This is a genomic window from Indolivaga capnocytophagoides, assembly GCF_036511535.1.
GTDB lineage: Bacteria > Bacteroidota > Bacteroidia > Bacteroidales > Dysgonomonadaceae > Dysgonomonas_A > Dysgonomonas_A capnocytophagoides.
The window spans coordinates 2,743,720-2,770,536 of the sequence record NZ_AP028867.1 but is presented as its reverse complement, the minus strand read 5'-3'; the positions used below and the strand labels follow the sequence as shown (position 1 = coordinate 2,770,536).

19 protein-coding genes are annotated in these 26,817 nt (G+C 38.7%); 9 read left to right on the top strand and 10 right to left on the bottom strand.

What is annotated here, in order from left to right; genetic code table 11:
* Nucleotides 1-6 precede the first annotated feature (6 nt).
* The 6 genes from AABJ51_RS11200 (at nucleotide 7) to AABJ51_RS11175 (ending at nucleotide 12,430) form a co-directional block, all read left to right on the top strand.
* Nucleotides 7-1,794 carry a fasciclin domain-containing protein gene (locus tag AABJ51_RS11200; RefSeq protein ID WP_338372618.1) on the top strand — a complete coding sequence of 596 codons (1,788 nt, stop codon included), beginning with the start codon at nucleotides 7-9 and terminating at the stop codon, nucleotides 1,792-1,794.
* A 41-nt stretch (nucleotides 1,795-1,835) separates the two neighbouring features.
* Nucleotides 1,836-3,500, top strand: a complete 1,665-nt coding sequence (locus AABJ51_RS11195; RefSeq protein WP_338372617.1) for a fasciclin domain-containing protein — start codon at nucleotides 1,836-1,838, stop codon at nucleotides 3,498-3,500.
* 95 nt (nucleotides 3,501-3,595) lie between these two features.
* Nucleotides 3,596-6,778: a SusC/RagA family TonB-linked outer membrane protein gene (locus tag AABJ51_RS11190; protein ID WP_338372615.1), complete on the top strand. Its 3,183-nt coding sequence runs from the start codon at nucleotides 3,596-3,598 to the stop codon at nucleotides 6,776-6,778.
* Between the two features lie 32 nt (nucleotides 6,779-6,810).
* On the top strand, nucleotides 6,811-8,670 hold the full coding sequence (locus AABJ51_RS11185; RefSeq protein WP_338372613.1) for a RagB/SusD family nutrient uptake outer membrane protein: 1,860 nt from the start codon (nucleotides 6,811-6,813) through the stop codon (nucleotides 8,668-8,670).
* Between the two features lie 127 nt (nucleotides 8,671-8,797).
* Complete coding sequence (locus tag AABJ51_RS11180) at nucleotides 8,798-9,331, top strand: terminase small subunit-like protein (protein WP_338372612.1); 534 nt, start codon at nucleotides 8,798-8,800, stop codon at nucleotides 9,329-9,331.
* 579 nt (nucleotides 9,332-9,910) lie between these two features.
* Complete coding sequence (locus tag AABJ51_RS11175; protein ID WP_491844608.1) at nucleotides 9,911-12,430, top strand: rhamnogalacturonan lyase family protein; 2,520 nt, start codon at nucleotides 9,911-9,913, stop codon at nucleotides 12,428-12,430.
* Between the two features lie 56 nt (nucleotides 12,431-12,486).
* On the opposite strand, the gene AABJ51_RS11165 is transcribed toward AABJ51_RS11175, so the two are convergent.
* The 8 genes from AABJ51_RS11165 to AABJ51_RS11130 form a co-directional block, all read right to left on the bottom strand.
* A complete protein-coding gene (locus AABJ51_RS11165) occupies nucleotides 12,487-13,287 on the bottom strand; it encodes an META domain-containing protein (protein ID WP_338372610.1) in 801 nt (266 codons plus the stop codon).
* 36 nt (nucleotides 13,288-13,323) lie between these two features.
* Nucleotides 13,324-14,169 carry an META domain-containing protein gene (locus tag AABJ51_RS11160; RefSeq protein ID WP_338372609.1) on the bottom strand — a complete coding sequence of 282 codons (846 nt, stop codon included), beginning with the start codon at nucleotides 14,167-14,169 and terminating at the stop codon, nucleotides 13,324-13,326.
* A gap of 25 nt (nucleotides 14,170-14,194) precedes the next feature.
* The gene (locus AABJ51_RS11155; RefSeq protein WP_338372608.1) at nucleotides 14,195-14,998 is read right to left on the bottom strand and encodes a nitrilase family protein; all 804 of its coding nucleotides are present in this window, start codon (nucleotides 14,996-14,998) and stop codon (nucleotides 14,195-14,197) included.
* Between the two features lie 60 nt (nucleotides 14,999-15,058).
* A complete protein-coding gene (locus AABJ51_RS11150) occupies nucleotides 15,059-15,607 on the bottom strand; it encodes a 1-acyl-sn-glycerol-3-phosphate acyltransferase (protein WP_338372607.1) in 549 nt (182 codons plus the stop codon).
* Between the two features lie 27 nt (nucleotides 15,608-15,634).
* Entirely contained in the window at nucleotides 15,635-15,913 is a 279-nt protein-coding gene (locus tag AABJ51_RS11145) for a hypothetical protein (RefSeq protein WP_026626057.1), read from the bottom strand.
* Between the two features lie 175 nt (nucleotides 15,914-16,088).
* Nucleotides 16,089-17,474 (bottom strand): methyltransferase RsmF C-terminal domain-like protein, encoded by a 1,386-nt coding sequence (locus AABJ51_RS11140; protein WP_338372606.1) that lies wholly within the window; start codon nucleotides 17,472-17,474, stop codon nucleotides 16,089-16,091.
* Between the two features lie 251 nt (nucleotides 17,475-17,725).
* Nucleotides 17,726-19,606, bottom strand: a complete 1,881-nt coding sequence (locus AABJ51_RS11135) for an ABC-F family ATP-binding cassette domain-containing protein (protein WP_338372605.1) — start codon at nucleotides 19,604-19,606, stop codon at nucleotides 17,726-17,728.
* Nucleotides 19,607-19,813: 207 nt separating this feature from the next.
* Nucleotides 19,814-21,853, bottom strand: coding sequence for a leucine-rich repeat domain-containing protein (locus tag AABJ51_RS11130; protein ID WP_338372604.1), 2,040 nt, complete (start codon nucleotides 21,851-21,853; stop codon nucleotides 19,814-19,816).
* Between the two features lie 231 nt (nucleotides 21,854-22,084).
* On the opposite strand from AABJ51_RS11130, the gene AABJ51_RS11125 reads away from it, so the two are divergent.
* From AABJ51_RS11125 to AABJ51_RS11115, 3 genes are all read left to right on the top strand, one after another.
* Nucleotides 22,085-22,678 (top strand): Crp/Fnr family transcriptional regulator, encoded by a 594-nt coding sequence (locus AABJ51_RS11125; RefSeq protein WP_338372603.1) that lies wholly within the window; start codon nucleotides 22,085-22,087, stop codon nucleotides 22,676-22,678.
* Nucleotides 22,679-22,744: 66 nt separating this feature from the next.
* A complete protein-coding gene (locus tag AABJ51_RS11120) occupies nucleotides 22,745-23,479 on the top strand; it encodes a hypothetical protein (protein ID WP_338372601.1) in 735 nt (244 codons plus the stop codon).
* 133 nt (nucleotides 23,480-23,612) lie between these two features.
* Nucleotides 23,613-24,263 (top strand): ABC transporter ATP-binding protein, encoded by a 651-nt coding sequence (locus AABJ51_RS11115; RefSeq protein WP_026626062.1) that lies wholly within the window; start codon nucleotides 23,613-23,615, stop codon nucleotides 24,261-24,263.
* Between the two features lie 83 nt (nucleotides 24,264-24,346).
* Here the strand turns inward: AABJ51_RS11115 and AABJ51_RS11110 are convergent, their stop codons facing one another.
* Entirely contained in the window at nucleotides 24,347-25,573 is a 1,227-nt protein-coding gene (locus AABJ51_RS11110; RefSeq protein ID WP_338372599.1) for a DUF4468 domain-containing protein, read from the bottom strand.
* Between the two features lie 313 nt (nucleotides 25,574-25,886).
* Complete coding sequence (locus tag AABJ51_RS11105; RefSeq protein WP_338372598.1) at nucleotides 25,887-26,813, bottom strand: YeiH family protein; 927 nt, start codon at nucleotides 26,811-26,813, stop codon at nucleotides 25,887-25,889.
* Nucleotides 26,814-26,817: the final 4 nt, after the last annotated feature.

The window sequence follows — 26,817 nt, the reverse complement described above, 5'->3', positions numbered from 1 at the left end:
GATATCATGAAAAAAACGAAATATTTAAAGCCGGAAAATATATTCACATCACTCTTTTCGCTATTGGCATTAATAGTGATTGTTCTGAGCCATTCTTCTTGTAACGATGATCTGGACGGGAAAACCTTCGTGGTATCGGATGATATCATGATAGATGAATATATAACACAAAAAGATCCTTCGATGTCTACTTTTCTTGAGATAGTCGATAAAACAGGATTTCGGGGTATGATACATGCCTATGGTACATATACCTGCTTTATCCCTACTAACGATGCCATAGACGCATATGCGAAGCAGAAGGGTAAGTCGTCATGGAAAGATTTTTCGGATACCGAACTCGAAAATATGGTTAAGTTCCACATTGTGAACGACACCTTGCAAACGAGTGATTTTGTAGACGGACGTTTGCCGAGCCCTACCTTATTGAAAAAATACCTGACTACCGCAACCGAGTCTTCCGGAACAACGGCTTCTATACGTGTCAATCGTCAAGGGGTGATCACAGTTAAGGACATACGCTGTGCCAACGGGTATATCAATAAAGTAGATGAAGTGTTGTCTCCCAACCAATCGACACTGGCCGATGAAGTTTCTAATCTTCCGGAGACATATTCACTTTTTAAAACGATAATGAAAGAAACTGGATGGATTGATTCTCTTTCCGTTTCGAAGACCGATGTCTGGAGAACTGTTTTGCTGCAAAGCGACAACAGCTTCCAACAAGCAGGTATATCTTCTAAAGCCGATTTGTTGAAATATCTGGCAAAGGAGCTGCCCGAGATAACTTCTCAAAAAACATTATTATGGACGTATGCAGCGTATCACTGCCTTAACGGATTGTATTATATGGCGGATTTGAGTATGCTTAGTGCATTACAGACTGCTGCCCCCAATCAGGTTTTGACTTTCAAAAACAGCAATGATTCGCTTCTGGTAAATGAATATAAAAATGTAACAGCCGGAATTTATGAAAAAGGTGTCCCTGTTTTAAAATCTTCTACATACACGGATTATAGTTGCGATAATGGCGTTTTGATAGACTTGGGCGGTTATGTAGGACCGGTTGTACGTCCTGCAATGGCTGTATATTGGGATCTTGCCGAACAACCCGAAATTATGAAATTGAAAGAATTCCGTAAAAAGGGAGTGGCGCAGGCTATTGATATGCCATTAGATAATTTTTCCGAAATGAAATTCGAAATTCGAAATTCGGCATATACCTCTATCCAATATTGTACCGAAGCTGCATATAATGCAAAAACAGCTTATGCTTACTATGATAATCTACAGGTAAACTTCAATCGTATAACATCTATGTCTATGCAAACTCCTTTGCTCACCGAAGGTACTTATAATGTATGGTTGTGTTGGAGAAGAGCCGGATACGGAGATAAAATTAAAGGAGTATTTGAACAGGATGGCAAAGATGATCAGGCATTATCAAATATTGTAGACTTGTCGGAATATTTTGATACCGCAACTGCAGCCGAATCGTTACTGGCTGCCGGAATGAAACGTTATACGGCAAAGGAACGCAACAGTACAATGAATGCCCGCTTGATGGGAACAATAGTGGTAGAAGCTACCGGTCGTCACTGGCTGAAATTTGTATCAGTCAATCAGGCTAAAGCATCTAATGTGTGGCTTGATATGGTTCAATTTATACCTGTGGATAACGATCAGTTGTGGCCTCGTTTCGACGTAGAAGGAAATACTATTTATAAAGGTACGGATTGTGAGAATATTGCACCCACAAATTTGGGTTGTTCTGCCGATAATGATGCAAGATAATAAGTAACAAAAGGGTCTGAGACCCAAATAGAGAAATACGTATGAATAATTACAGAATAATATATATACTGATATTGGTTTTTGTTGCAGGCTTTACAGCCTGTAGCGAAAACGAATGGGACGACCATGTGAAAGGGACGGACGATACCTCTAAGTCTGATCTGTTGGAGCAGATCAAAAGCAATCCCGATCTGTCTGTCTTTGCCCGTTTAATCGAAAAGACCGGATATGATTTATTACTGGAGGAGGCTTCGAATTTTACGGTTTTTGCTCCTCGCAATTCGGCATGGGATGGTATTGATACCACTAATACAACGGCATTGCGTAAAATTATAGCTTATCAGATAGCTTATGGAAAAAGTATATCAACAGATGCGGCTATACACAGCAAACTGAAAATGATAAACACCAAATATATCCGGTTCGATGCTTCGTCCCAGACTTTGGAGGGAGCTAAAATCGTATCGGCAGATCAGGCCGCCGGCAATGGTGTAGTACATGTTACCGATAAACTGTTTGACCTAAAAGAGAATGTGTTTGATTATATCATATCGAAGTATAAAGATTACAAACAGGTTCAATATCTCGAAGGGATGAATACTAAAGTAATGGATACCGATAAAAGTGTACAGATAGGGGTGGATGCAAACGGACAGCTTGTATATGATACTGTATGGGTGGATGTGAACCCGTTTCTGACAAAATACCCGATCAATAATGAAGATTCTTTGGTGACTTACGTATTGCTTGAAGACGATGGCTTTACTTTTCTTAAAGATAAATATATGCCATACTTCAAACAGCAGGTCGATTCTTTAACAGAACCTTTGTCGAAAAAGAATGTCTGTCAGGATATGGTAATTTCTTTAAATAAAGTGGTAGACCTTACTGCTGTCGATACGGTACTGAATGTAGATGATGTGAAGGTCCCTATAAACAGAGCGAATATCAAAGCTACATATGAGGCTTCTAACGGACGGGTATATGTGATTTCGAAGAGCAATATCTTATTGAAAGAAAAGATCAAGCCTGTTAGAATTGAAGGTGAGAATTATTCTTCTTCCACATCCAAATCTAACTTATATGTGAGATTCAAAAGATGGGCGAGTGGCGAAAAGGATATCATGTTGAATTGCCGTTTTGTGCAGTCTGATGTTATTCATGTAACCGGATCTAAGGGGCAGGACTCTACTTACACCCAATCCAAAACCTTTTACTGGGACAATAACGGAGCTTTGGCTAATACGCAGAACTTCCATATAAAATATCAAACGTCTGTAAATTCAGTGGATTATGAAATCCGTTATGTTGCATACGATGATATCGACTGGCATTTTTCAGATCCGAACCATATATTCAGGTTTGAACAAAAATTGTTTGTTTCGATGCCCGGGGAACCCGAACTCGGATACAGTACAGCCAATGGTGTAATAAATAATTATCTGGGAGATAAGGTGGCTTTTGTGAGTCAGGATACAGCAGGCATTCATAAAGAACGCGTAATGAGAAAATGGGATCTGGTGAATAATACAACCCAGTATATAAGTAAGCCCATTGAGAAAGATGATTCGGGAATAATGAGCGTACCGGCTTCAGGTAAACTGACAATGTGGTTGTGTAATACAGCCCGTACGAATGCCACCAGTGCTCAGGGGATGCTGTTTTTAGACTATATTCTATTAGTACCTAAACTTCCCGCTGAGTAAGGTCTCAGACCTTCTTATTGCTTAGCATGCTAAAGTAATAACAGGGTGACTGTGAATAAAAAATATATCATTAATATTCTATCTGTTATTAAACTATGATGACATATATAAAGAAATACATACTTTCATTGGCTATATTTTCGGCTTCGGCTTTGGCCTTCGGTCAGGAAAAGGAGACGAAAGAAAGTGTAATCACCGGAGTTGTGATAGAATCCGCAACAAAGAAACCTGTAGCCGGAGCTGCAGTATCCATTCCGGGGATATCATCATCTATTACCGATGATGAAGGACGGTTCAATCTGTCCAAAACCGTGGATGGGGCGTTTATTCAGGTTCAGATTCCGGGATATGCAACACAAACAGTTGCCGTAAAGGGTCGCAAAGAAATCACCGTGTTCCTGTATGATGATACATTCAGAGAGTTGAACCGGACAGTAAATACTCCATTCGGTACGGCTGATCTGTGGCAGTCTACGGCATCGGTTTCTCCTGTTTCTTTGAAGAATTCCTATAAGAAGGGATCTGTAGGTGTTGAGAGTATTCTTCAGGATGAAGGAGCCGGCCTTAATAGTTTGACAAGATCGGGTGCACCCGGAGCCGGAGGAAATCTATTCCTTAGGGGATTTACTTCCTTAAATGCAACGAATCAACCTTTGATTATCATTGACGGTATTCCGTACGAAAACTCCTCAATAGGAACTTCTTTAGTTGATGGTAATATGACAACTCCTCTTTCGGGTTTGGATCTGAAAGATATAGAGAATATTACTGTACTGAAAGATAATACATCCATTTATGGCAGCCGCGGAGCAAATGGGGTTATACTGATAACAACGGCTAAAGCGAAAACGCAGGCAACATCAATTGATTTCTATGCGCATACAGGTATCAATCTGACACCTAAAACCCAATACCGTATGCTCAATGGCTGGGAGTCTAAAGCATATCTGTCGGAAATGTTATCAAGCAGCGGGCTTTATACAGCCTCAGAAATACAGGCTTTGCCTTTTATTAATCAGGAGAAACCCGTAGTTGAGAATTGGGGGATATCTGGTAATGCCGATTATTACAGGTATAATCATAATACCGACTGGCAGGGTAAAGTTTTTGAAAGCAGTATGACAAATAATCTTGGTATATCTGTAAAAGGTGGAGATGATGTTGCGCTATACGCCCTTTCGGTTGGATATACCGGACAAGATGGGATCGTAAAAAATTCTACATATTCGCGGTATAATACACAGTTCAATACTCAGGTGAATATGTCGGCTAATATAAAGCTGAATGCAAACATGAATTTTTCGTATGCCGAAAAAGATTTGATGAACGAGCGGTTGAATCGGGATCTGAATCCTATTTACGCCAGTCTGATAAAGTCTCCGTTTATGGCAGCAAATGTATATGATGAAACGGGAGCACAATCTCCGAAATTCGAACAGGCTGATATTTTCGGAGTTACTAATCCATCGGCTTTGGTCGATGAACAGACTTTCCAGAAAAGTAAAAATTATCGTTTCTTAGGTAATCTCGAAGGGATATTCAAGTTGAATAAAGATTTTTCGATCAATGCCATTTTTGGCTTGACTTTCGATAAGGTTCGGGAGAATATATTCCTTCCGTCTAACGGGCTGCATCATCAAATGCTTCCTACGGCTGAGGTCAGAAACGAAATGCAATCTATGGTAGGACGTTATCTTCAATATTACGGCGATTTGCGATTCAATTACAGTCGTAAGTTTAATGTCGATCATGACTTGGTAGCCAGAGCCGGAGTAAGATATCAGACAAATAATTCGGAGTTTGATCAGGTGAAAGCATATAACTCGGCAAATGATAACTTACAGACAATAGGGCAGGGCGATATAGACCTGACTCAGAAAAGCGGGAGTGAAGATAACTGGAAGTGGTTATCATACTATCTGAATGCCGATTATGGATACAAGAATAAATATTTAGTATCGTTTAATATGGCTATCGATGGTTCGTCACGCATAGGAAAAGAAGCATCAGGTTTAAAGATGTTCGATAATGTATTCGGGGTTTTTCCTTCTCTTTCGGCAGCATGGCTGATCTCATCCGAAGACTTTATGGCGGGTGTGGATAAAATCAGTTTTCTGAAATTCAGACTCGGATATACCCGTACGGGAAACAGCGATATAGGTAATTATACAGCCCGTTCGTATTATAATTCTCAAAACTTTTTGGGATACTATGGCTTTGTACGCGGAAATATAGCCAATCCCGAATTGAAATGGGAGAATAATACAAAACTAAATGCGGGATTGGATGTCGGTTTATTCAACGATCGCTTGAGTGTGAGTGCCGATGTCTACACAAGCAAGACCACCGATATGCTTATGTGGGAACAGCTGCAAGGTGCCGCCGGTATAAGTATGTATGCAAAGAATGACGGAGCAATGAAAAATACCGGATTTGAGCTGGGCATTAATAGTCGTATTATAGATAACCGGGACTTAAAATGGGACTTGGGGGTAAATATCGCTCATTATAAAAACAAAGTAACAGAGCTATCTACCGATAATAAGATAACAGAGATTGCCGGAGGATATGTCAGAACCAAAGTCGGAGCACCTATCGGACAGTTCTATGGCTATAAGACAAACGGTGTTTATGCGACAAGCGAAGAGGCTGCATCTGCCGGATTGAGCAAACTGAATGCCAACGGGTCATCAGTTGCATTTGGAGCAGGCGATGTACGTTTTGTGAATGTAAATAGTTCGGATAAGATTATTGATGAGAAAGATATGGTTGTGATAGGAGATCCCAATCCTGATATCTTCGGTAATATCAATACTTCTTTGCAATACAAATCATTCACATTGAGTGCAGTTCTTACTTATTCTGTCGGAAACGATATCTATAATGCTCTGCGTCAGGATCTGGAGTCGATGCAAGGATATGACAACCAGACAAAAGCAGTATTAAATCGTTGGACGCACGAAGGGCAGATAACCAATACTCCCCGTGCGGTATGGAATGATCCGATGGAAAACTCTCGTTTTTCGGATCGTTGGATTGAGGATGGGTCTTATTTAAGGATGAAAACTGTAACGCTGTCTTATGACTTCCCTATCAAACAGAAGTTTATAAAGACTTTGCAGGCTTATGTAACCGGCAATAACATGCTGACATTTACTAAATATTTAGGTTATGATCCTGAATTCAGCGCGAGCCAAAATCCATTGTATTATGGTATTGATATGGGAATGAGTCCGATTGCACGTTCTGTATTGTTCGGTGTGAAGATTGGTTTATAACAGATTTAAGAATAAAAATAAATATAAAAGATATGCTGAAACTATATAAATCAATAAAAGCTGTATTTATAGTTTTGTTTATGACAACAGCTTTGGTGTCTTGTTCTGATATGCTTGATGCTGACCAGAATAACGCGATCAATCCTGATGATAATTATAAAACCACATCAGATGCGGATAATGCCATTCTGGGCATATATTCAAAATTTATGGGGTTGGTAGACAGGGTTGTCGTACTCGAAGAAATCAGAGGCGATATGATGGATGTAACAACCAATGCCACTCCCGATCTGGTTGCCATAAATAATCATACGGCGACTAGTACTAATAAATGGTGTGAGATTGCTCCTTTTTATGAAGTGATATTAAACTGTAACGATGCTCTGAGCAATTTTGATAAAATGCTCGCTGAAAATAAAATGACTAAAGCAGATTACAGTTACCGGTATGCCGATGTGATGACAATCCGTTGCTGGGTGTATCTGGAGATGGCTACTCATTTCGGTGAGGTGTATTATGTTACAGATCCGCTTTTGACGGTTCAGGATTTATCCACCGATAAATTTCCGGTATATCAGTTCGATCAATTGGTACAGGAACTGATCCAATGTATGAACGCTGTTCCTACATTGGATTTGTCTATGGACTCTCCATTATACAGCCAAACATCTGACGGATATTTGCTGAGGATGTTTTTCTTGAATAAAAAACTGATGCTGGGAGATTTGTATCTCTGGGCGGATGATTATGTACAGGCTGCTACTCAATACTCTAACTTTCTGAAAGAGTCGGAGACAAAACTATTCAGCGGATCGGAATATCTCGCTTATAAACTGGATGGATGGGTTTGGGCAGGTTCGAACGAACCTCGTTTTCAGGTGTGTTATGAGCGTTATAAAGGTGCTGACCTGAATGCGTACCGTAATAAATGGAAAGAAATATTCTCGAGGTCTTCGACCGATACCGAATTGAGACGGGAAATGATAACCATGATGAGTTACGATACTAAATTTGCACCTTCATATCCTTTGATCGAACTGTTTGCCAATACGGGAGAAGGTAAATATTATCTTAAACCTTCGGCATGGGCTATCGATGGCATGTGGGAAACTCAGGTGCAAAGCAATGACTTCGTATTCGACGGGCGTGGGCGTGAGTCTTCATTCGAATATGTAAACGGTCAGCCCGTTGTGATTAAATATCTGTATGATTATTATGGACAGACTACGGATGATAATAAAACAATTCATCTGTTATATAATCAGTTTGCAACGGACAAATATTCGAAAAACGGAAAATGGTTCTTATATCGGGCTGGATTGCTCCATCTTCGTTATGCCGAAGCTGCCAACCGGGCAGGCTATCCCGATATTGCTTATGCAATAGTCAATAATGGTATAAATACGAATTACGATTGGGTAAAATCAGATGGTAATGCACGTTCTGATAAAGAAGGTGTGCAATACACCGGATACAAACCGCTGAGTGACAATGTGGCTTCTGTACCTTATCCTGAACCGTTTTATCTGGATGCCCGCAACAACAGCAGTCCATATAATGTGTACAGGTCTCCATGGTATTTGAATTACGGTATAAGAGGACGAGCCAGCCTGAAAAATGTAGAAAGACCGGATTGGGTGCAAACTAAATCCGATTCTATAAAATGGATGGAAGATGCTATTGTTTCGGAAAATGCGTTGGAATGCGGCTTTGAGGGAAACAGATGGGGTACACTTTTACGTGTGGCAATGCGTAGAAATAAGACCGGAGAAGATGGAACCGGATTTCTGAATAAAATATTACAAGAGAAATTTCAAGCTGCAGGAAAGTCTGCTCCGAGCCTGACGGCTGCTAATTGGTTTCTCCCTAAAAATGAACATGCCTCGGAGTGATCTTGATTTTAGTAGAAGAGGGGAGCTCGGTGATGAGTTCCTCTTTTTTATTTTGCGATGCAGATCATAACATATAGTTTTCTGCTGTTTTCTGAAATTTTATCTATAATGAAAAATACATTCAATTATGGCAAAATACACAGAAAAACTGGGAAAACAAATCGCAGAAGCAATAGAACAAGATGAGTATACATTAGGTGAAATCTGCTCGATACACAATATCAGCCGTAAAACATTTTATCAGTGGATGATCAAATATCCCGATTTTGAGGAGATGGTTGAGAATGCCCGTCTGGAGAGAGACGAACGTCTGGCACAAAAAGCACGTCAGATACTGAGGCAGAGAGTAGAACAAGGGCATACAGTTACTACAACCCGTTATAAATATGCCCTAGATGAATACGGAGAATTGTATCTGGCAGGAAAAACAGTAACCGTGAAAGAATATGCTCCGGATGAAAAGACCCTGAAAATGGCAATATCCAAAGAAAGCGACATCAGCAATAAAGAGAAAAAAAATCTTGCGGAACTGAAGGAGAAAGAACGTATTTTACAAGAAGAGCTGGAATACCAATTATGGAAAGAGGAAGAAGAAAGGGAGTATCAAGAGTCGCTCCAAAAATCAGCCGCAGAGTACCAGAGTTATGCAAATAACGTCTGATAACTGATTTTAGTGTAACTTTTGTAACCTTTTTGAAAATGAAAAATGAATAGTTTTCAATTGATAATTATGCGAATCAGTATTTCAAAAATGTTTTTTTTTACTACGCGCAATCAAAGATTGCTTGTATTCCTTTTGGCCAAAGCCCCAAAAGGAATCAAAAGGTCTTTGGCGCTTCGAGACTCTGCCTATCTGACAACGTTCACGGGCGAAACTAAATAAAACTCGCTCTGCGAGCTCAGACAGCATTTAGTTTAAACGCCCGTTTCACTGGTCAGATTACGGCTTCACCTCTGTATGCGCCCTAGCTGACGCACAACTTTGCTTGCGCCTGCCTACAAATGGGGCTGTGACCCCGTTAGGCTGTCGACATCGGCGGAAGACCGGGGTACCTGTTAATAAAAGGGTCTGTGACCCTCGGGTTGGAGATGCAGTCTTGATCTTTTGTTTCGTTTTGCATCAAGGCAAAATGAAAAACAATACCGGGAGGCTGCGTTAGTAAATAGATGAACTTGAAAGCATAATTTAAAAGAACGTTTAATCAATCTAACTACTGATTGACATTATTACTTAATACCAATGAAAAGAAGTTTTGTTTTATATATAATGATCCTTTTTTTATGTTTTCTCTATGTAAATAAGGGATACGCACAGCATAAACAGGAAAAATTGGGGCGAGGACTTTTTGTCGTACCGACAAGCGATCATGAAGTATATATCGGGTGGCGGATATTTTCGGATGATAGAAAAGATTGCAGTTTCGATCTGTATATTCAATCCGGAACGGAAAAGGCCGTAAAAATAAACCAAGCTCCGATTAGTCGTACATCTGATTATGTTTACAGGAATGTTGATTTCGGGAAAGACAATACATGGATATTAAAAGACTCAAAAGGTAAAAACATTGCAAGTTATGCAATTGCAGCCGGCAGCAATCTTGCTCCATATTTAAGCATCCCTTTGCAAAAACCGGAAGGAGGAATCACTTTTGACGGAGAAAAATATACATATACGGCAAATGATGTAACTGTAGGTGACCTTGATGGAGACGGCGAGTACGAAATTATCCTGAAATGGGAACCGGACAATACTAAAAGACCTCCTCAAACAGGTTTTACAGGAGATACCTATATCGATGCTTATAAACTCAGCGGAAGGCGTTTATGGCGAATCAATGTAGGTAAGAATATTCGATCGGGTGCAGCATACACCCAATTATTGGTTTATGATTTCGACGGGGATGGAAAATCCGAATTGATATGTAAAACAGCAGATGGAACCATCGATGGTATCGGTAAGGTAATTGGCAACGCTGATGCAGACTGGCGGAATAAGGATCCGAAATCTAAAGTATTCGGTAAAATAGTCGAAGGTCCCGAATATATTTCAGTTTTCGAAGGACTATCAGGGAAGCAATTAGCTACGGAGGAATACATCCCCACCAGATATCCTTTGGACGGCTGGGGTGGTATAGGCGGAAATGGCGGAAATGATTCTACCGGAGGACGATCCGACCGATTTACGGCCTGTGTGGCATTTCTCGAAAAGGATGTTCCATCGGCAGTGATGGTACGCGGCTGGTATGGACGCTCGGTGTTAGCAGCTTGGGATTATAGGAACGGAAAGCTTGTGTCGAAGTGGGTATTCGATAGTGCCTTGCCTCAATGGAAAGGATATTCGGGCATGGGAAACCACTCGGTAACAGTTGCTGATTTTGATGAAGACGGACTGGACGAAATATGTATCGGGGCAATGACGGTAGATCATAACGGAAAAGGATTATATACAACCGGATTGAGACATGGTGATGCCTTGCATGCGGGGGATCTCATTCCTTCACGCAAGGGACTCGAAGTTTTTGGTGTACATGAGAATGAAGAAAAAACAAAGTCTTTGAATACACCCGGAGTAGCTTTGTTCGATGGTAAAACGGGGGAGATTATATGGCAAAAATTTTTAGGTGAAGATGTGGGCAGGGGAATGGCTGCCGATATAGATCCCAGGTATGCGGGAGCCGAATGCTGGGGTGGTCCCGGTGGAACATACAGAAGTAATTCGGGCGAAGAAATTTATCCACAAAAACCCAATTCGTGCAATTTCGGGATTTGGTGGGATGCTGACCCTTTGAGGGAGCTCCTGGACCACACTTCTATCACCAAATGGAACTGGATAAATATGACTACCGATACTCTATTTTCTCCTCAAGGAGTGATTTCTAATAATGGAACCAAAGGTAACGCATGCCTGTCGGGCGATATTCTGGGTGATTGGAGGGAGGAGGTTATATGGAGAACTCCCGATAATGAAGAGTTAAGAATATATTCGACAACAATACCGGCGGCGTATAAGTTTCCTACACTGATGCATAATCATCAATACCGGATGGCTATTGCCTGGCAGAATGTAGGTTATAATCAGCCTCCGCATCCCGATTTCGACATGGTAACAGAAGCAAAAGAGTGGATGTCTGACAAATCGGGACTCTCAGCTGAACTTTTTAATACATATTGGACTGTAGAAGCTCAGGAAAACACAGTCGAACATCTGAACGATACGATTGAAATAGTTGCCAAGAAGGGATTTACATTATGGAGGAATGAAAAACTGGAGGGAGATATTGAAATTTCATTCTCGGCTTGCGTTATGTTCGAGAATCCTGATCGGGACAGGCTAAGTGACCTTAATTGTTTTTGGATGGCTTATGATCCGCTGTTTCCTGATAATATATTCGAACGAGCCGGCTGGCGGAATGGTGTATTCGGTAGATACTATAGCCTGAATATGTATTATCTCGGTTATGGGGGGAATAGCAATACAACTACCCGTTTTCGCAGGTATGATGGAGATTACATGAAATTTGAAAGTGGTAAAGTTCGTCCGGATATTATAACGGAATATACAGATGCCGAACATCTTTTAAAGCCAAATCACTGGTATAATATAACAATCAGATGTATAAACGGACATGTTGAATATATCATTGATGGTCGGAAGATTGTAGATTATACCGATGTACGACCTTATAAATCAGGTTGGTTTGGCTTTCGGACAACAGAGGCAAGAGTCAGATTTACTGGTTTTACTTCTCACCGGCTTTAAACAAACAAGCCACGTCCAATCAGATGGCGTGGCCTGTATATTATATTAATGAGGCTTTATTTTGCAGCCTTACCAAATTTCAGAACTTCTTTTCCATCTCTGATAAATAAAATGGAAGAATCGGTTATTTTCAGATTGCTTACTCCGGATAGAGCCTTTGTATAAGCACTCTCTCCTGATAAGTTGGGACAAGCCATTTTTGTTAACATTGCAGGTCCGATAGTTAAAGCAGAACCTTCCAGTTTATATCCTGCATTATAACGGTTGCATCCTGCATTTCCGGATATACGACTTTCTGTGAGGTTAAATTCCAATGTCGGAAGTTTATCCTTTATGTCGAATAATGCTTTTGCATCTTTGCCATCGATAGCTTCTAATGTCCAGGTAGAACCTGCTACAACTGATAGGTCAATGCCTTTTATAAATTCAGCAACGGCTTTTCCTCCGTTACTTAAGGTAAGCGTCGATTCTGTAACGGTCACTTCATTCGATTTGCCCAGCATCTCAAGAAACTGACCTTCTTTATTATCATCGATGCAAGCCATTAGTGTAGCCCCCAGCTTAGGAGCCGATAAGATATTCTTCTCATAAGTGAATGTTCCGAAGAAACGGTTGCAGCCTCCATTACCATTAATCCGTTTCTCTGCAAGATCGATAGTCATCGAAGGAATTTTTCCTTTAAAGGAATTTGCAGCGGGCGCACCTTCAAATGTCTGAAGAATCCATGTTCCGTCAATGGTTACAGCTGATGCTGAACCTTTAGCAGAATCTTTGGTCGACTTACAACTTTGTATCATAATTCCAAACGCGAGTACAGCTACTGCCAAAAGCAGCATTTTACTTGATAATCTTTTCATTTTTTTGAATATTAATTATTCTATGTTAGTGAGTGTTCATTTTTTCAGAGAGGCAACAGAGTCGGTTTTAGCCCTGTTGAATTCGAGTAGTAAACTTCCATTTTTAGAAATTTGTAAAACATCGGAAGATGGCAATGCTACAATGCTTGTATCAGATAAAGCCTTGATGTATTCATGTTCTGCATCGAGATTCGGACATGCCATTTGTGTGCTGATCAACTGGCCTATTATCAATTGGTCATTATTCAGAGAGAAGCTTCCGCCGTAGCCGTTGCATCCGCTTTTGCCTCCGACTCTATTTTCGGCAATATCGAAATTCAAAGTGGGAACAGCATCTGCTTTACCGAATTTGCCGGCAGCCTCTTCTCCTTTGATTGTTTTCAATGTCCAGAGTCCTTCCAGCTGCTTTGTGTCAATAGCTGTCGCAGTATCAGGTTTCGGAGCTGTATCTTTCTCGAATTCCAGAACAGCTTTTCCATCGTGAGATATTGTCAAGATTCCATTAACAATAGATAAACTGTTTCCTTCGTTGGTAAGTTCCAACAGAAATTCGGGTTCTCTGTTTGGGTCTATGCACAACATTCTGGTTGATGCTAAATTAGGTGCAGTAAAATTTCCGTCTTTATAAGTGAATTTTCCGGTATATCTGTTGCATCCGCTGTTTCCTGAAACAATACTGTCTTGAAAATTAAACTCGAGAGTAGGCAACGCTCCTTTAAAACCTTCAGAAGCAGCAGTCCCGTTTAAGGACTTCAATACCCATAATCCTTCAAGCTCTGTCTGAGTCGGAGCATTTTTTTTGTCACAACTCTGTAATAATATCCCTGATACAAATGCAATTATCAATATTGCACAAACTTTCATTAAATTCAAACTCTTCATAACTATTGTTTATTTTGATTTGCTTTCAGTTTAGAGTAAAATCGTCAGCATCTTTCCATACCGGAAATTTATTTCTAAATAAGTTTAACGCTTTTTTAGAAATCTCAACAGTTTCAACTTTCTCTATAGAATCGGTTAATGTACTCAATTTTATCCCTTTAAAATCAATCATCGAAGATTGCCCGTCATATACTAACTTCATCCCGTCAATACCTACTCTATTGACACCGCATACGTAACTCTGATTCTCTAAAGCACGGGCTTCGAGTAAGGTATTCCAAACTTTGATTCTCGATTGCGGCCAGTTAGCAACATATATCAGCAAATCATACTTATTACCGATATTACGCGCCCACACCGGAAACCGTAAATCATAACAAATTAATAAACAAATATTAAATCCTTTATGTTCGACAATGCAATGACTATTTCCTGCTGTGAATGATTTCGCTTCATCTCCCATACGAAACAAGTGCCGCTTGTCATAAAAACAGGATTTCTCGCGAGCTATGAAAAATCCTCTGTTGAAAAACTGACCGTTTTCCGAGGCAATATAACTTCCGCAAATAGCCAGATCGTACTGCTTAGCCCAATCTTTCAGGGATGTAACAGTTGTTCCGTCCACAGGTTCGGAGAGCGAATGACTGTTCATAGAAAAACCGGTAGAGAACATCTCAGGAAGTACCACTAAATCGGTTTTTCCTGATAATTCGGATAAAATTCCCTGTACCTTTCTTAGATTCACATCTTTATCTTCCCAGACGATATCCATCTGGACAAGGCTTACCCGAAGTAAGGTCTCGGACCTTTTTATTGATTCTGTAAACATAATAACAGATAGTTAGTTATCTCGCTGAAGTATATCATTAAGTACTTTCAGTTACTTATTTCACTCATCGCTTAATAAAAACCTTTCCTGATGCTTAGCATGTGCATCTTTATAATAAGACTTTATTTCTAACATATCTTTTTCCACATCGCCAGTAGGCATAAAGGCCGTTTTAAAATCGGCTGTCTTTTTCTTATAATCCAGCACAATTATAACGATAGGCACTTTAGCAGCCAAAGCAATATAGTAAAAACCCTTTTTCCACTCCGAATTACGGCTGCGAGTGCCTTCGGGTGTTATAGCCAATTCGAACTGATCTCTGGTTGCAAAAAGATGAGCCATTTGATCAGTCAGAGAGGTTTTCTTCGATCTATCGACAGGAATACCTCCCAGAGCATTAAACACAAGATTCATCGGAAAGAAAAACCATGTCTTTTTGATCAGAAATGAAGCTTTGCGTCCTAGCGACGAGTATATAAGCTTGCCTACAAATAAATCCCAATTACTGGTATGCGGTGCTACACACAACACACATTTTGCGGGATAATTGGTAATCCCTTCTGCTTTCCAACCCAGCTTACGCAGGATAAAGCCGCTTAATTTTTGCATAGCTAAATATAACTGCAGTTCTCTGGATTATAGAGACTGAATTTCTTTTCCGTAATTATCAACCAATGATTTCAAATCCGATTTTATCTTCGAATAATAAGCCTTTGTACGGCTTTTTACTTCTTTTCCTTCAACTGTGCTGACACGGTTTATCAGCTCAAGATGCGAGTCGGCAATCTGATCTATCAAAGCGTCTGCTTTTTCCTTATTAGCATTTACAGTAAATACTTTATAAAAGATAAGATCGTTGTATAATAACCCTATTGAATTATTGATCAGTTTTTTTAAATCTCTTCTACTACTCATAATTTTTGTTCTTTTTATTTAGGCTTCTTTCTTTCTACAGATAAGTAATACCAAGTATTTAATAATATATTTTTAGTTTATAAAAGGCTTTGGCTGTTTTGCTTACCAAAGCAATAAATAGGTCTGAGACCTTAAAACGTAATGAGCTTCTATTTGTTGGCAAATATAATCAATTTTAAATGAAGGGCTGGTTATCTTCCGGATTATACCCACTGCGAATCCTCCATTCATTCGGATACAGATTATTCGCTCTGTTTCCTATATTCTTTACAAACCCTAATGGGATATCCTTATAAATCAACAGCAGATAACCTCGTGGCGATTCCGAAAATGTCTGGGCCTCCTTTCGTAAGTAAGATATAGCCGTATTCTTATCAATGTCGACTATCTCAAATGCAGAAGTGTTTAAAGCCAAAGACATAGCCAGAGATTGTTGTGGAATAAAATCTTTTCCCTTGATCTCCCCCAAATAAATACCAGCCGACACCAGTCTCAGGTGAGAAACAATATATTCGAACTGCTCTATATTAACGGATGGAAAAGCAAACCACGAAGAAGATTTCTCGAAGAAAGTATATTTCTCATTATCTGTCAGATAATTCTTATACTCTCCTTCTAATGGTGTAAGCTTAGCTTTGCCCTGCTTTTTATTTCTTTTGCCGGAATGTTCCGATTTATCAGAATGTTCTCCGGATTTTCTGAGGACTGCAAGAAAAAATCCTTCCCCTTTTGTCTGGTGAGGAAGAAAATGATACACCGGCATATTGTTCTCAAACGATGGGTGTATATTCCAATCGGGAGAAATTTCCAACGGTAATATTTCTGCACCTAAAGAATCTCTGATCCATTGTACATTATGTTCATTTTCTCCGGTATTGTATGTGCAGGTGCTGTATATCAATATTCCTCCGGGACGAAGGGCGTCCCAAACATCCGCTACAATACGCCGCTGACGTTCTTCGCACAATTGAACATTCCCCAGAGACCATTCTTCTATAGCTTGTGGATCTTTGCGAAACATTCCCTCTCCGGAACAGGGTGCATCAATCAGAATAACATCAAAGAAAGATTCCATTGGTCCGATATCCGAAGGGTCGTTATTGGTTACAATTACATTCGGGTAACCGGCTTTAGTAATATTTTCCGACAAAATATTCGCACGGCTTCTGATCACTTCGTTTGAAACGAGTAAACTGTCTTCCGAAATCAAAGATGCAATATGAGTAGATTTTCCTCCAGGTGCTGCGCACAAATCCAATACCCTTACAGTTTGGTCTTTGACGTATTGCTTAAAAACCTGACCGACAAACATCGAAGATGCTTCCTGTACATAGTAAGCTCCGGTATGAAATAGCGGATCGAATGTAAAAGAAGGACGTTGGGGTAAATAAAATCCATTTTCGCACCAGGGTACAGACTCCATTTCGGGAAGCTTGCTGTATTTTTGTTTATTGAACCTGATACTTGTTGGAGAAACTTCGTTCAGGGCTTCTGTAAAAGATACCCATTGATCCCCTAGCAACGGTTTGGTTTTCTGAATAAAGTCTTCGGGCAATATCATGGTGAATCTTTTTATGTTTTATAGTTTTATTTTCCAGTGGATTACTTGTCAAAAGGTTACAAAAGTAATAAAATCAATGATCAGTCAACGGTGATTAGTTATCAATTTCTAATAACACTAAAAGGTAACAAAGGTTACACTCAAATCACACTTTTTCAGATGTTCCTTTTTTCTTATATAACTTGTAATAACTCCAGCGCTTCATGACTCGTAACTGTTTTAGGTATAGATAAATTTTCCGATACCCAACCTTATATCCATTCGCTCAGCTCCATCCACCGGAGGGTCTTTTCATCTATCTCATCAATTAACTCACTTATCCGAGCCGATTTCGCTAACAATTCATCATTCGATAAAGTACCGCTCGACATATCAGTTTCTAATTGAGTCTTTTCTGTTTCAAGCTTTGGTATCAATGCATCGAGTTCTTCGAACTCCCTTTTTTCTTTGTATGATAGTTTCTTTTTCTCTTCGGTTTTTTTTGTTTCCTGTTTTGGTTTTTCGTCTTTCGCTTTTGCTGTAGATTCCGCCTCTTTTGCAATCAGTTCCTGCACTTCCTTCCACTCTCGGTATTGAGTATAATTTCCCGGAAAGTCTTTAATTTTCGCATTTCCGCTGAAAGCCAGCAGGTGATCAACCACCTTATCCATAAAATAACGGTCGTGGGAAACAACGATCACACATCCTTTGAAACTCTGAAGATATTCTTCAAGAATATTCAGAGTCATAATATCCAAGTCATTGGTAGGCTCATCGAGTACCAAAAAATTAGGGTTCTTGATTAAAACAGTGCACAAGTACAGGCGGCGTTTTTCTCCTCCCGATAATTTGTAAACGAAGTTATGCTGTTTCTCAGGGGAAAATAAAAAGTGCTGCAAAAACTGAGATGCGGTCAAGCGGTTTCCATTACCAAGATCTATCACTTCGGCAATATCCTGAACTACATCTATCACTTTCATTTCTTCGTTGAATTTTAATCCGTCTTGACTATAATAGCCAAAATTGACAGTTTCACCGATATCAAATTCACCTTTATCGGGTGTAACCTCACCCATCAGCATTTTTATAAATGTCGACTTTCCCGTTCCGTTGTTACCGACAATTCCCATTTTTTCGTAACGGGCAAACACATAATTGAAATCTTCGAGGATTTTCAGATCACCGAAAGCTTTATAAATATGCTTCGCTTCGAATATTTTATTGCCGATGTACGAGCCTTTCATTTCCAGACGTACATTTCCGGCATCTCTTTGCTGTTGGGCTTTTTTCTCCAGATCATAAAAAGCATCGATACGGGATTTAGCTTTAGTGCCTCTTGCTTGAGGTTGGCGGCGCATCCATTCCAGTTCTTTACGTAATAAGTTGTTGGCTCTATCTATTTCTGAATTCTGAGAATTCATCCGCTCCTCTCTTTTTTCGAGGAAGTACGAATAATTACCTTTATACTGAAAAATCTGCTTTTGATCTATTTCTATTATTTCCGAACAAACACGATCCAGAAAATAGCGGTCGTGAGTCACCATTAGTAAGCTGAGTCTCGAACGTTGCAGATACTCTTCCAACCATTCGGTCATATCCAGATCGAGGTGATTGGTAGGCTCATCCAGAATAATTAATTCAGGCTCGGTTATCAACACATTCGCCAAAGCTACGCGTTTTAGCTGACCTCCTGATAGCAGAGAAATCTTCTGATCGAAGTTATTTATTTTCAGCTGCGACAGAATCTGTTTCGCACGTTGCTCATAATCCCAAGCCTTCAGCATATCCATTCTTTGGAGTATATCGTCTAGCTTATCATGATTTCCCGAAGCCATAACTCGTTCGTACTCGGCAATTACTTCGGTAACTTCGGTTCCCGAACGGAAACAAGCCTCAAGAACTGTAATATCATCAGGGTAATGCGGATCTTGTTCGAGATACGCAACTTTCAGATCTCGCCTGAAAACGATTGATCCTGAATCATACGACTCTTTCGCGGAAAGGATATTTAATAAAGTAGTTTTTCCCGTACCGTTTTTGGCTATAAGCCCGATACGCTGCCCTTCGGCAATACCAAAGGATATATCTTCGAATAAAACCAAGTCTCCAAAACTTTTGGTAAGGTTATCGACTTGTAAATATGGAGTAGCCATTTTTATTTATTTAAGTAATAGAAAGTATTTAAAGACGTATCTTAAGCGATAACCAGCTCTCACTGTTATGCTTGCAAAGTCAGCAAAAGGTCTGAGACCTTGATTGAGATACAAAGGTAAGCAACAGAAAGTATTTAATGATATATTTTTAGTTTATAACAGACTTTGGTTGTTTTACTAGCCAAAGCAATAAAAAGGTTTGAGACCTTATTTTGTTTTTTCTTCTATCGAAATTTTATATCTCAAAACCATTTTAGGAAAAGTATCGTTTGTCATCCGGCAGATAAGATCTACTCCTGCAAACGAATCCGGAACTGTAAATCGTCCGCCTTCGCCGTCAAAAACAATCTCCTCGTTGCTTTCATACCATGTGTAAGTAGTTTTTTTGCCATTCTTCTCAAATTCGGCACTCAAATCAATGACACTTCCGCATGCCGCAGTACCTCCGTCTGTTACAGCCTGTGGTGTGTAGACACAATTTCGAAGGAAATTATATTCGGGAAAATTTAGAGAGGAAAAAGTCAACGCATTATTTGAACAGTTCATCTTAAAGAAGAAGCTTTTCTTTATATCCAAAGATGTCAGCTGATTATGAGAACAATCGAGATACAATAGAGGTAAATCGGGCATCAGATTAAGTTCCGACAAATCATTATCGGCACAATCGAGCATATTCAGCTGCTTATTATTTGAGATATCCAATTCTGCGATACTGTTCGATGCACAAACCAATTCCGTTAGTTTCGTATTATTAGCGACATTGAGTTCTGTAAGTGCATTATTAGAACAATAGAGCGTTTCCAGATCGGAGCACATAGATACATTCAAAGAAGATAGTATATTCGACGCACAATTCAGATTTTTCAAAAGCGTGTTTCGGCTAAGATCAATCGATTTTAACTCATTCCCTGAACAATCAAGACTTGTCAGATTCTTATTGGCTGATGTATTAAGAGAATCCAATCTGTTTGCTGAACAATTCAGATCTTCAAGAGCCAAAAGTCCGCTTAATTCCAATCGGGAAAGTTTATTTGTAGAACAATTTAAGGACGACAACTTTTTCAGATTCGAAATATTAAGTGTTTCGAGTTGGTTATCCGCACAACTCAGTTTCTTTAGTTCGGAATTGTATGTGAAATCGATGTCCTGTATTTTATTGGATGAAAAATCCAATGTCATCAGATCTAGATTCTTGCCCAGATTGAGAGAAGTTAATCCTGTCGATATACAGTTCAATTCGGTCAACACCCTGTTTTCCGAGATGTCTACTGATATAATCGGGTTTCGGGAGATGTCAAGAATCTGCAGTTGTCTGTTATTTGAAATATCAAGAACTGTCAGACTGTTATCCGAGCAATAAAGCGCATTCAGATTAACAGCGTTGCCTAATTCCAGAAAGGATAATTTGTTTGATTTACACGACAAAATATACAAGTTCTGTAGATTATTGATATTGACAGTTGATATCTCATTTTTGTCACAATACAAATTAAACAGCGATGTATTAGCGGAAAGATCCAGTGATGTTAATTTATTTTCTTTGCAATCCAATTCTTTGAGGAATAGGTTGTTCGAGAGATCAATCCATGTCAGATAATTCGAATAACATGACAGTTCTTCCAGTTTTTTATTTTTCTCGACATGCAGTTCTGTTAACTGATTCCAAAATATATTCAATACTTTCAGATTTTGATTTTTCGACAGATCTATACTCTTCAATCCGCAATAGCTGCAATCGAGGTTTTCGAGTTTTTTGTTGAATTGCAGGTTGAGATCAGTTATACTGTTCATACTGATATTAAGATCAGTAAGATTCGGGTTTTTCGAGAAGTCCACTTTAGCGATCTGGTTTCCCGATAGATCAATATCTGAAATCTTTTTATTTTTAGTCAATACTATCCCGTCAATGCGGTTGTTAGCACAATGCAGCACCTCAAGTTGAGGAAAGGACGAAAAGTTAAGTTCTCCCGATAGGTTCAAATTATTCCAATCGATACTTGTTATACGTTTGGGTAGGTTCTCAGACCAGGTTACGCCATCCAGCTTGTTTATCCACTCCTGAGATGTATTCCATGCAGTAGTGTCGGCTATGCTTAGTCCCATCTGATGTAAATTAAGACTATCTCTTTGTGCCGATTGCTGCCTGAGTATAATCATTAATCCCGCAACATCCTCTTTGTGATATGATTGGGCGTTCAATATCAAAGAAAGTGCGCAAAAACAAAATAGTATATATATTTTCCTCATTGACAAGCTGATAAATATCCCGAACCGTTTTTATTACTTTGGAGGTTATACTTACCAAAGCAATAAATAGCTGTGAGACCTAAAATTAAAATAAGGACAAAAATAATAAATTTTATGACTCTCGAAGAATAACTTTTTAACACTTATCCGACAATTTAGGTTGCGAAAATAGATTAATCAAGCTATATTCGAGGTATTTTATTTTTAGTTTTACACCTTACAACGTTGGAAATGAACAATGGATTTTCTCAATTAAAAATGTATTTCAAATCAAAAGTATCATTTACAGAAAAAGAATTGGAACTAATTGATGAGTATTTTGAAGTCCGTTGGTTCCGCAAGAAAGATTTTTTGTTAGAAAGTGGAAAAATATGCGATTTTATAGGATACATAGATAAAGGAATAATCAGACATTTTCATATTAAAGAAGGTGTGGAAAATACATGCGATATATCTTTTGAAGAATATTGGGTTACCGACCTTCAGAGTTTTGTCACTAACAACCATTCCGTAATGAATTTACAAGCACTGGAAGATACTACGGTTTTTGTTATCTCAAAAAAAAATCTGCCAGCACTATATGAAATGTGTTGCAAATACGAAACTTTTGGTAGATTAGTAACTGAGGAAGTTGCTCAAAGAGCAACGGATATAGCTATGTCGCTGTCTGCTGATAAACCTGAGGAAAGATTTATTAAGTTGATGAAAAACCAACCCGCATTATTTCAGCGTGTGCCACAAAAACATATCGCTAATCTTTTGGGTATAAAGCCAGAGAGCTTAAGCCGAATCAGAAAAAGAATACTAAATAAATCAAAATATTAACTTAAGTCATCGTTGCAATTTTTGGTTCAGACTTAATTTTGTTATTGAATAATAATCAGATACAAAATGAATAATTCAATCGCTCAAGTTCAAAAACTGGACATGTCGACAATCAAACTTTTTGAGCATCAGCTGGACGATGTAATGGAAATTATTGATATAGAAAAATTAAAAGTCAAGCTCAAAGAAGTCGAAGAAGACTGCTGTGTAGAGCCTAGTGAAATAAACATGATAAGAAAAAGTATAATCTACCACGAAACAGCTCTTAACTTGGCATTTTTTTCAAAAACTCACTATAAAGGCTATGCAAAAAAGAGTTTCGATATTTTAGATATATTTTATAAATCATCAGTTACAACTAAAGAGCTATTGCCGTTTGTGCTGTCTTATCGGGCATCTGCATTATCATTAATGGCTTCTGAGACAAGTAATCTTATTAAATTATTCCAATCGTTTTTGCTATTTGATGAAGCTGTCAGCAAGTATGCTGATGTTAGTTACTTGCCTGAGTTTATGAGAGGTAGTGTTGCGGAAAATATTCCGAAAATTTGCTTTTGGTTTCGTAGATACGGAAAAATTGATTTTCAGTCAATTATTGATAAATATAGTCTAAACCATGATTATGCTAATTGGAAAATAATGAGTTTTACTTTTTGGGCTTGGGCAAAACAACGGCAAAAGAAGAAATATGCAGATCAAGCTAAAGAATATCTTGAACAAGCTATTGCATTAGATCCTAATTATCAGGCAGGACGTGAAAGAAGTGAAAAACTTCTTAAAGAGTTTAGAGAAAAGTATTAAGAGCAAAAAATAACAATTAGTTATCACAGCAGTTATTTTATAAAAAGCATTCTTTGAGATACACTAAGCAAACTCTCTTATTTGAGAAATAGCTTTAAATACTTACTTTTACCTGAGAAAAAAGCAAAAGTAAATGATACAGGTTTCTGGTTTAACAAAAAAGTATGGACAATTAGAAGTCCTTAAAGGCATCGATCTTACAGTCAATGAAGGAGAGATAGTCTCTATAGTCGGTGCAAGCGGAGCTGGAAAAACTACCTTGCTGCAAATCATAGGTACATTGGATAAAGCCGACTCAGGAACGGTATCTATACAAAACCAAATAGTAACAAATCTGAAAGACAATAAATTATCTGATTTTCGAAATAAAAATATCGGTTTTATCTTTCAGTTTCACCAATTATTACCGGAATTTACTGCTCTGGAAAATGTTATGATACCTGCATTGATTGCCAAACAAAAAGATTCGGCAGCTAAACAAAAAGCGTCTGAGCTTCTTGATCTGTTGGGTTTATCGAGCAGAATAGACCATAAGCCCAATGAGTTGTCAGGTGGTGAAAAACAACGCGTAGCCGTTGCTCGTGCTTTAATAAATAATCCGGCTGTTATTCTTGCCGATGAACCTTCGGGTAGTCTCGACACGGAAAATAAAATAGAATTACATAAACTGTTCTTTGATCTCAGAGACCGTTTCGGTCAAACCTTTATTATAGTTACTCACGATGAAGAGCTGGCAAAGATCACCGACAGGGTTATACATATGAAAGACGGGCTGATACTATAAAGTATCAACCCGTCTTTTATCGTAATCAGTTTAACCTGTAATTTTTAGCTGTCAAAATAAAGTTATAAAAAGGTCTGAAGCCTTTATTTCACCCATACATTAAGTATCTCTCCGACATACATTTTGTGGTAACCGTTTTTTGACCATTCTGCCGGAACCTGGGTTTTCACCGCATCAGGTGATATTTGTTGTGCTATTATTTTTTTACATTCGAAGATCATCCATGCTTCCGCAAAGGCAGTTGCTCCCGATGGCGTTTTTATAGGTGTAAGCCCCGAGCCTGTTATTTTATCGGTATTACGTCCGCTGTTGTTTCCACAATACAACATAGCATCTTTATATGCTTCCGTATAAAAAGAGATTGTGTAGGTTTCCCCCTGATCCATAGTCTGTACAGAATAGCGGGATGGATTCAGAAAACAAAAAGCTACAGGTTTTTCCCAGAAGACACCTAGTCCTCCCCAAGAAGCGGTCATGACATTGGTTTTCTCTGCCGTACCTGAAGTAATAAGAGTCCAGTTATTTAGCAGCTTAACAATATTTCCGGGTATTTTATCCGCTGATATCTGTCGAAATCCGGGTAAAGCTGATACAGAGCCGGTTTCAGCAACAGCGGGAGCCGCTACGGTTTCCTGATAAGTTTCTGCCGCTACAGCAGCAGGAGCTAATGCTGACATCGGTACGGATGCAGCAGGTGCTGTCGGCTGATAATCACGCTCTACAGCTCCGGCTACCACTTTAGCCCCATTCAAATAAACGTCTATCTTATTAAATAACGCATTAATAGAATCAACTGTATATATACGGAACTTGTTATAATAATTATTAAGTTTATCTCCTTTCTTATTCAGTGCATATTTATCTGTAATCATTTCTTCTGCAGGAAATGTGCTTATCTTTTTACCCGCATCATTATATTCATACTTGATACTTCTGACAACAGCTTCACATTTGCCTCCATTAATCTGAAGGATCAATTGGTAAAGCATATTAGACTGATCAAGAGACAAAGCAGATCTTTTGAAAACAAGAGTCATGTCTCCTTGGGCAGCAATTGATTTGTCTTCTTTATTAGATAATAAAATACGCTGTCTCGAACCATCCTGTACAGAATATTCATTACTTACCCATTTGTCCATTAATTCAAATAACCGGTCATCTGTAATAGGCTTATTTACGGTGATGGTGCGGGAAAACAGAACCTTACCGTCAACTTCGGGAACCGCTCCCGATAGATATTTACTATCTGTTTGTGACGTGGCAGCAAAAGCTGTAGCTGCAAACATCAGTAAAAAAAACAGTTTTTTCATGCTATATAATTTTTTAGATTTCAGATCTATTTCTCAATTATCCAAGCATAACAGTGAGAGCAGGTTATCGCTTAAAATACGTCATTGAATACTTGTCTGTTATTTAGAATAATTATTTCTGAATAGTTAGACCAAAGATAAATAAAATATGTCAATCAGTATTTCGATTTATTAAAACGTTCTTTAAAATATTTAGAAGGCATTTTCAAATCTTATTTCCATCTTTCAGTATTTTCAGTAACAGTAAGTATTTAATGATATACTCTTAGAGAATAACATTAAATACTTTATTGCTTAATTAGTGAAAATTTGTCTATACATACAAAATAACAGAGAGTGATAAAACAGAGATAAATATCCATAGAATTATTCCTTGCAGGAGAGGTTTCACTCCAATTTTTTTTAGAGCTTCTTTTGTCAATCCGGCACCAATAAGGAATAGGGTAAGGGTTAGTCCTCTTTTTGAGATCCAGACGACGGAAGGCCCTATTGTTTGTATTGCAGGAACATAAGTGTTGATAAGCATTGCAACAATATATAAGAAAATAAAGTAGGGAATAGATATCTTGCTGCCGTTGCTTTTATGGATTATAGCGGTTATTAATGACAAAGGGATAATCCATAAGGCTCTTTCGAGTTTCACGGTTGTTGCAATGTGTAAGGCTATATCTCCGTATTTTTGTGAAGCTCCTACAACCGAACTTGTGTCGTGTATAGCAATAGCTGCCCATAATCCGAATTGCTCTTGGGTCATGGATAATAAGTGCCCGAGAACCGGAAATATAAATAGAGCTATCGAATTAAGCAAAAATATGATACTGAGAGATATAGATGTTTCTTCTTCGTCAGCATCTATGATCGGGGTCATCGCCGCTATTGCACTACCTCCGCATATTGCAGTTCCGGAGGAAACCAAAATGCTGGTGTTGCGTTCTGTTTTAAAGATTTTGCCGAGTAACAGCCCGAATCCAAGTGTGAGTATAATAGATGCTGCGGTAAATAATAAACCGCTCTTACCTACTTCGAGGGCTTCTTCGAAATTCATTCCGAATCCGAGTCCTACAACTGAAGCTTGTAATAAGAATTTAGTCAGTTTTGAAGTTTTCTTTTTGAATGGATTTCCTATTGTAAATGACAAGATAAATCCTGCAAATAAAGCAATAGGGGGATCGATGAACGGGAATATACACAAGATTGCGATAATGATGAATATTCCTTTTTTTAGATAATCTTTCTGCATAATT

Bases quoted from the DNA above. Each gene is read 5' to 3' on its own strand.
- AABJ51_RS11185 (WP_338372613.1), top strand. From the start codon at position 6,811: ATGCTGAAACTATATAAATCAATAAAAGCTGTATTTATAGTTTTGTTT.
- AABJ51_RS11105 (WP_338372598.1), bottom strand. From the start codon at position 26,813: ATGCAGAAAGATTATCTAAAAAAAGGAATATTCATCATTATCGCAATC.
- AABJ51_RS11135 (WP_338372605.1), bottom strand. From the start codon at position 19,606: ATGGCTACTCCATATTTACAAGTCGATAACCTTACCAAAAGTTTTGGA.
- AABJ51_RS11160 (WP_338372609.1), bottom strand. From the start codon at position 14,169: ATGAAGAGTTTGAATTTAATGAAAGTTTGTGCAATATTGATAATTGCA.
- AABJ51_RS11150 (WP_338372607.1), bottom strand. From the start codon at position 15,607: ATGCAAAAATTAAGCGGCTTTATCCTGCGTAAGCTGGGTTGGAAAGCA.
- AABJ51_RS11125 (WP_338372603.1), top strand. From the start codon at position 22,085: ATGAACAATGGATTTTCTCAATTAAAAATGTATTTCAAATCAAAAGTA.
- AABJ51_RS11200 (WP_338372618.1), top strand. From the start codon at position 7: ATGAAAAAAACGAAATATTTAAAGCCGGAAAATATATTCACATCACTC.
- AABJ51_RS11120 (WP_338372601.1), top strand. From the start codon at position 22,745: ATGAATAATTCAATCGCTCAAGTTCAAAAACTGGACATGTCGACAATC.
- AABJ51_RS11195 (WP_338372617.1), top strand. From the start codon at position 1,836: ATGAATAATTACAGAATAATATATATACTGATATTGGTTTTTGTTGCA.
- AABJ51_RS11110 (WP_338372599.1), bottom strand. From the start codon at position 25,573: ATGAAAAAACTGTTTTTTTTACTGATGTTTGCAGCTACAGCTTTTGCT.
- AABJ51_RS11145 (WP_026626057.1), bottom strand. From the start codon at position 15,913: ATGAGTAGTAGAAGAGATTTAAAAAAACTGATCAATAATTCAATAGGG.
- AABJ51_RS11155 (WP_338372608.1), bottom strand. From the start codon at position 14,998: ATGTTTACAGAATCAATAAAAAGGTCCGAGACCTTACTTCGGGTAAGC.
- AABJ51_RS11165 (WP_338372610.1), bottom strand. From the start codon at position 13,287: ATGAAAAGATTATCAAGTAAAATGCTGCTTTTGGCAGTAGCTGTACTC.
- AABJ51_RS11190 (WP_338372615.1), top strand. From the start codon at position 3,596: ATGATGACATATATAAAGAAATACATACTTTCATTGGCTATATTTTCG.
- AABJ51_RS11130 (WP_338372604.1), bottom strand. From the start codon at position 21,853: ATGAGGAAAATATATATACTATTTTGTTTTTGCGCACTTTCTTTGATA.
- AABJ51_RS11180 (WP_338372612.1), top strand. From the start codon at position 8,798: ATGGCAAAATACACAGAAAAACTGGGAAAACAAATCGCAGAAGCAATA.
- AABJ51_RS11115 (WP_026626062.1), top strand. From the start codon at position 23,613: ATGATACAGGTTTCTGGTTTAACAAAAAAGTATGGACAATTAGAAGTC.
- AABJ51_RS11175 (WP_491844608.1), top strand. From the start codon at position 9,911: ATGAAAAGAAGTTTTGTTTTATATATAATGATCCTTTTTTTATGTTTT.
- AABJ51_RS11140 (WP_338372606.1), bottom strand. From the start codon at position 17,474: ATGATATTGCCCGAAGACTTTATTCAGAAAACCAAACCGTTGCTAGGG.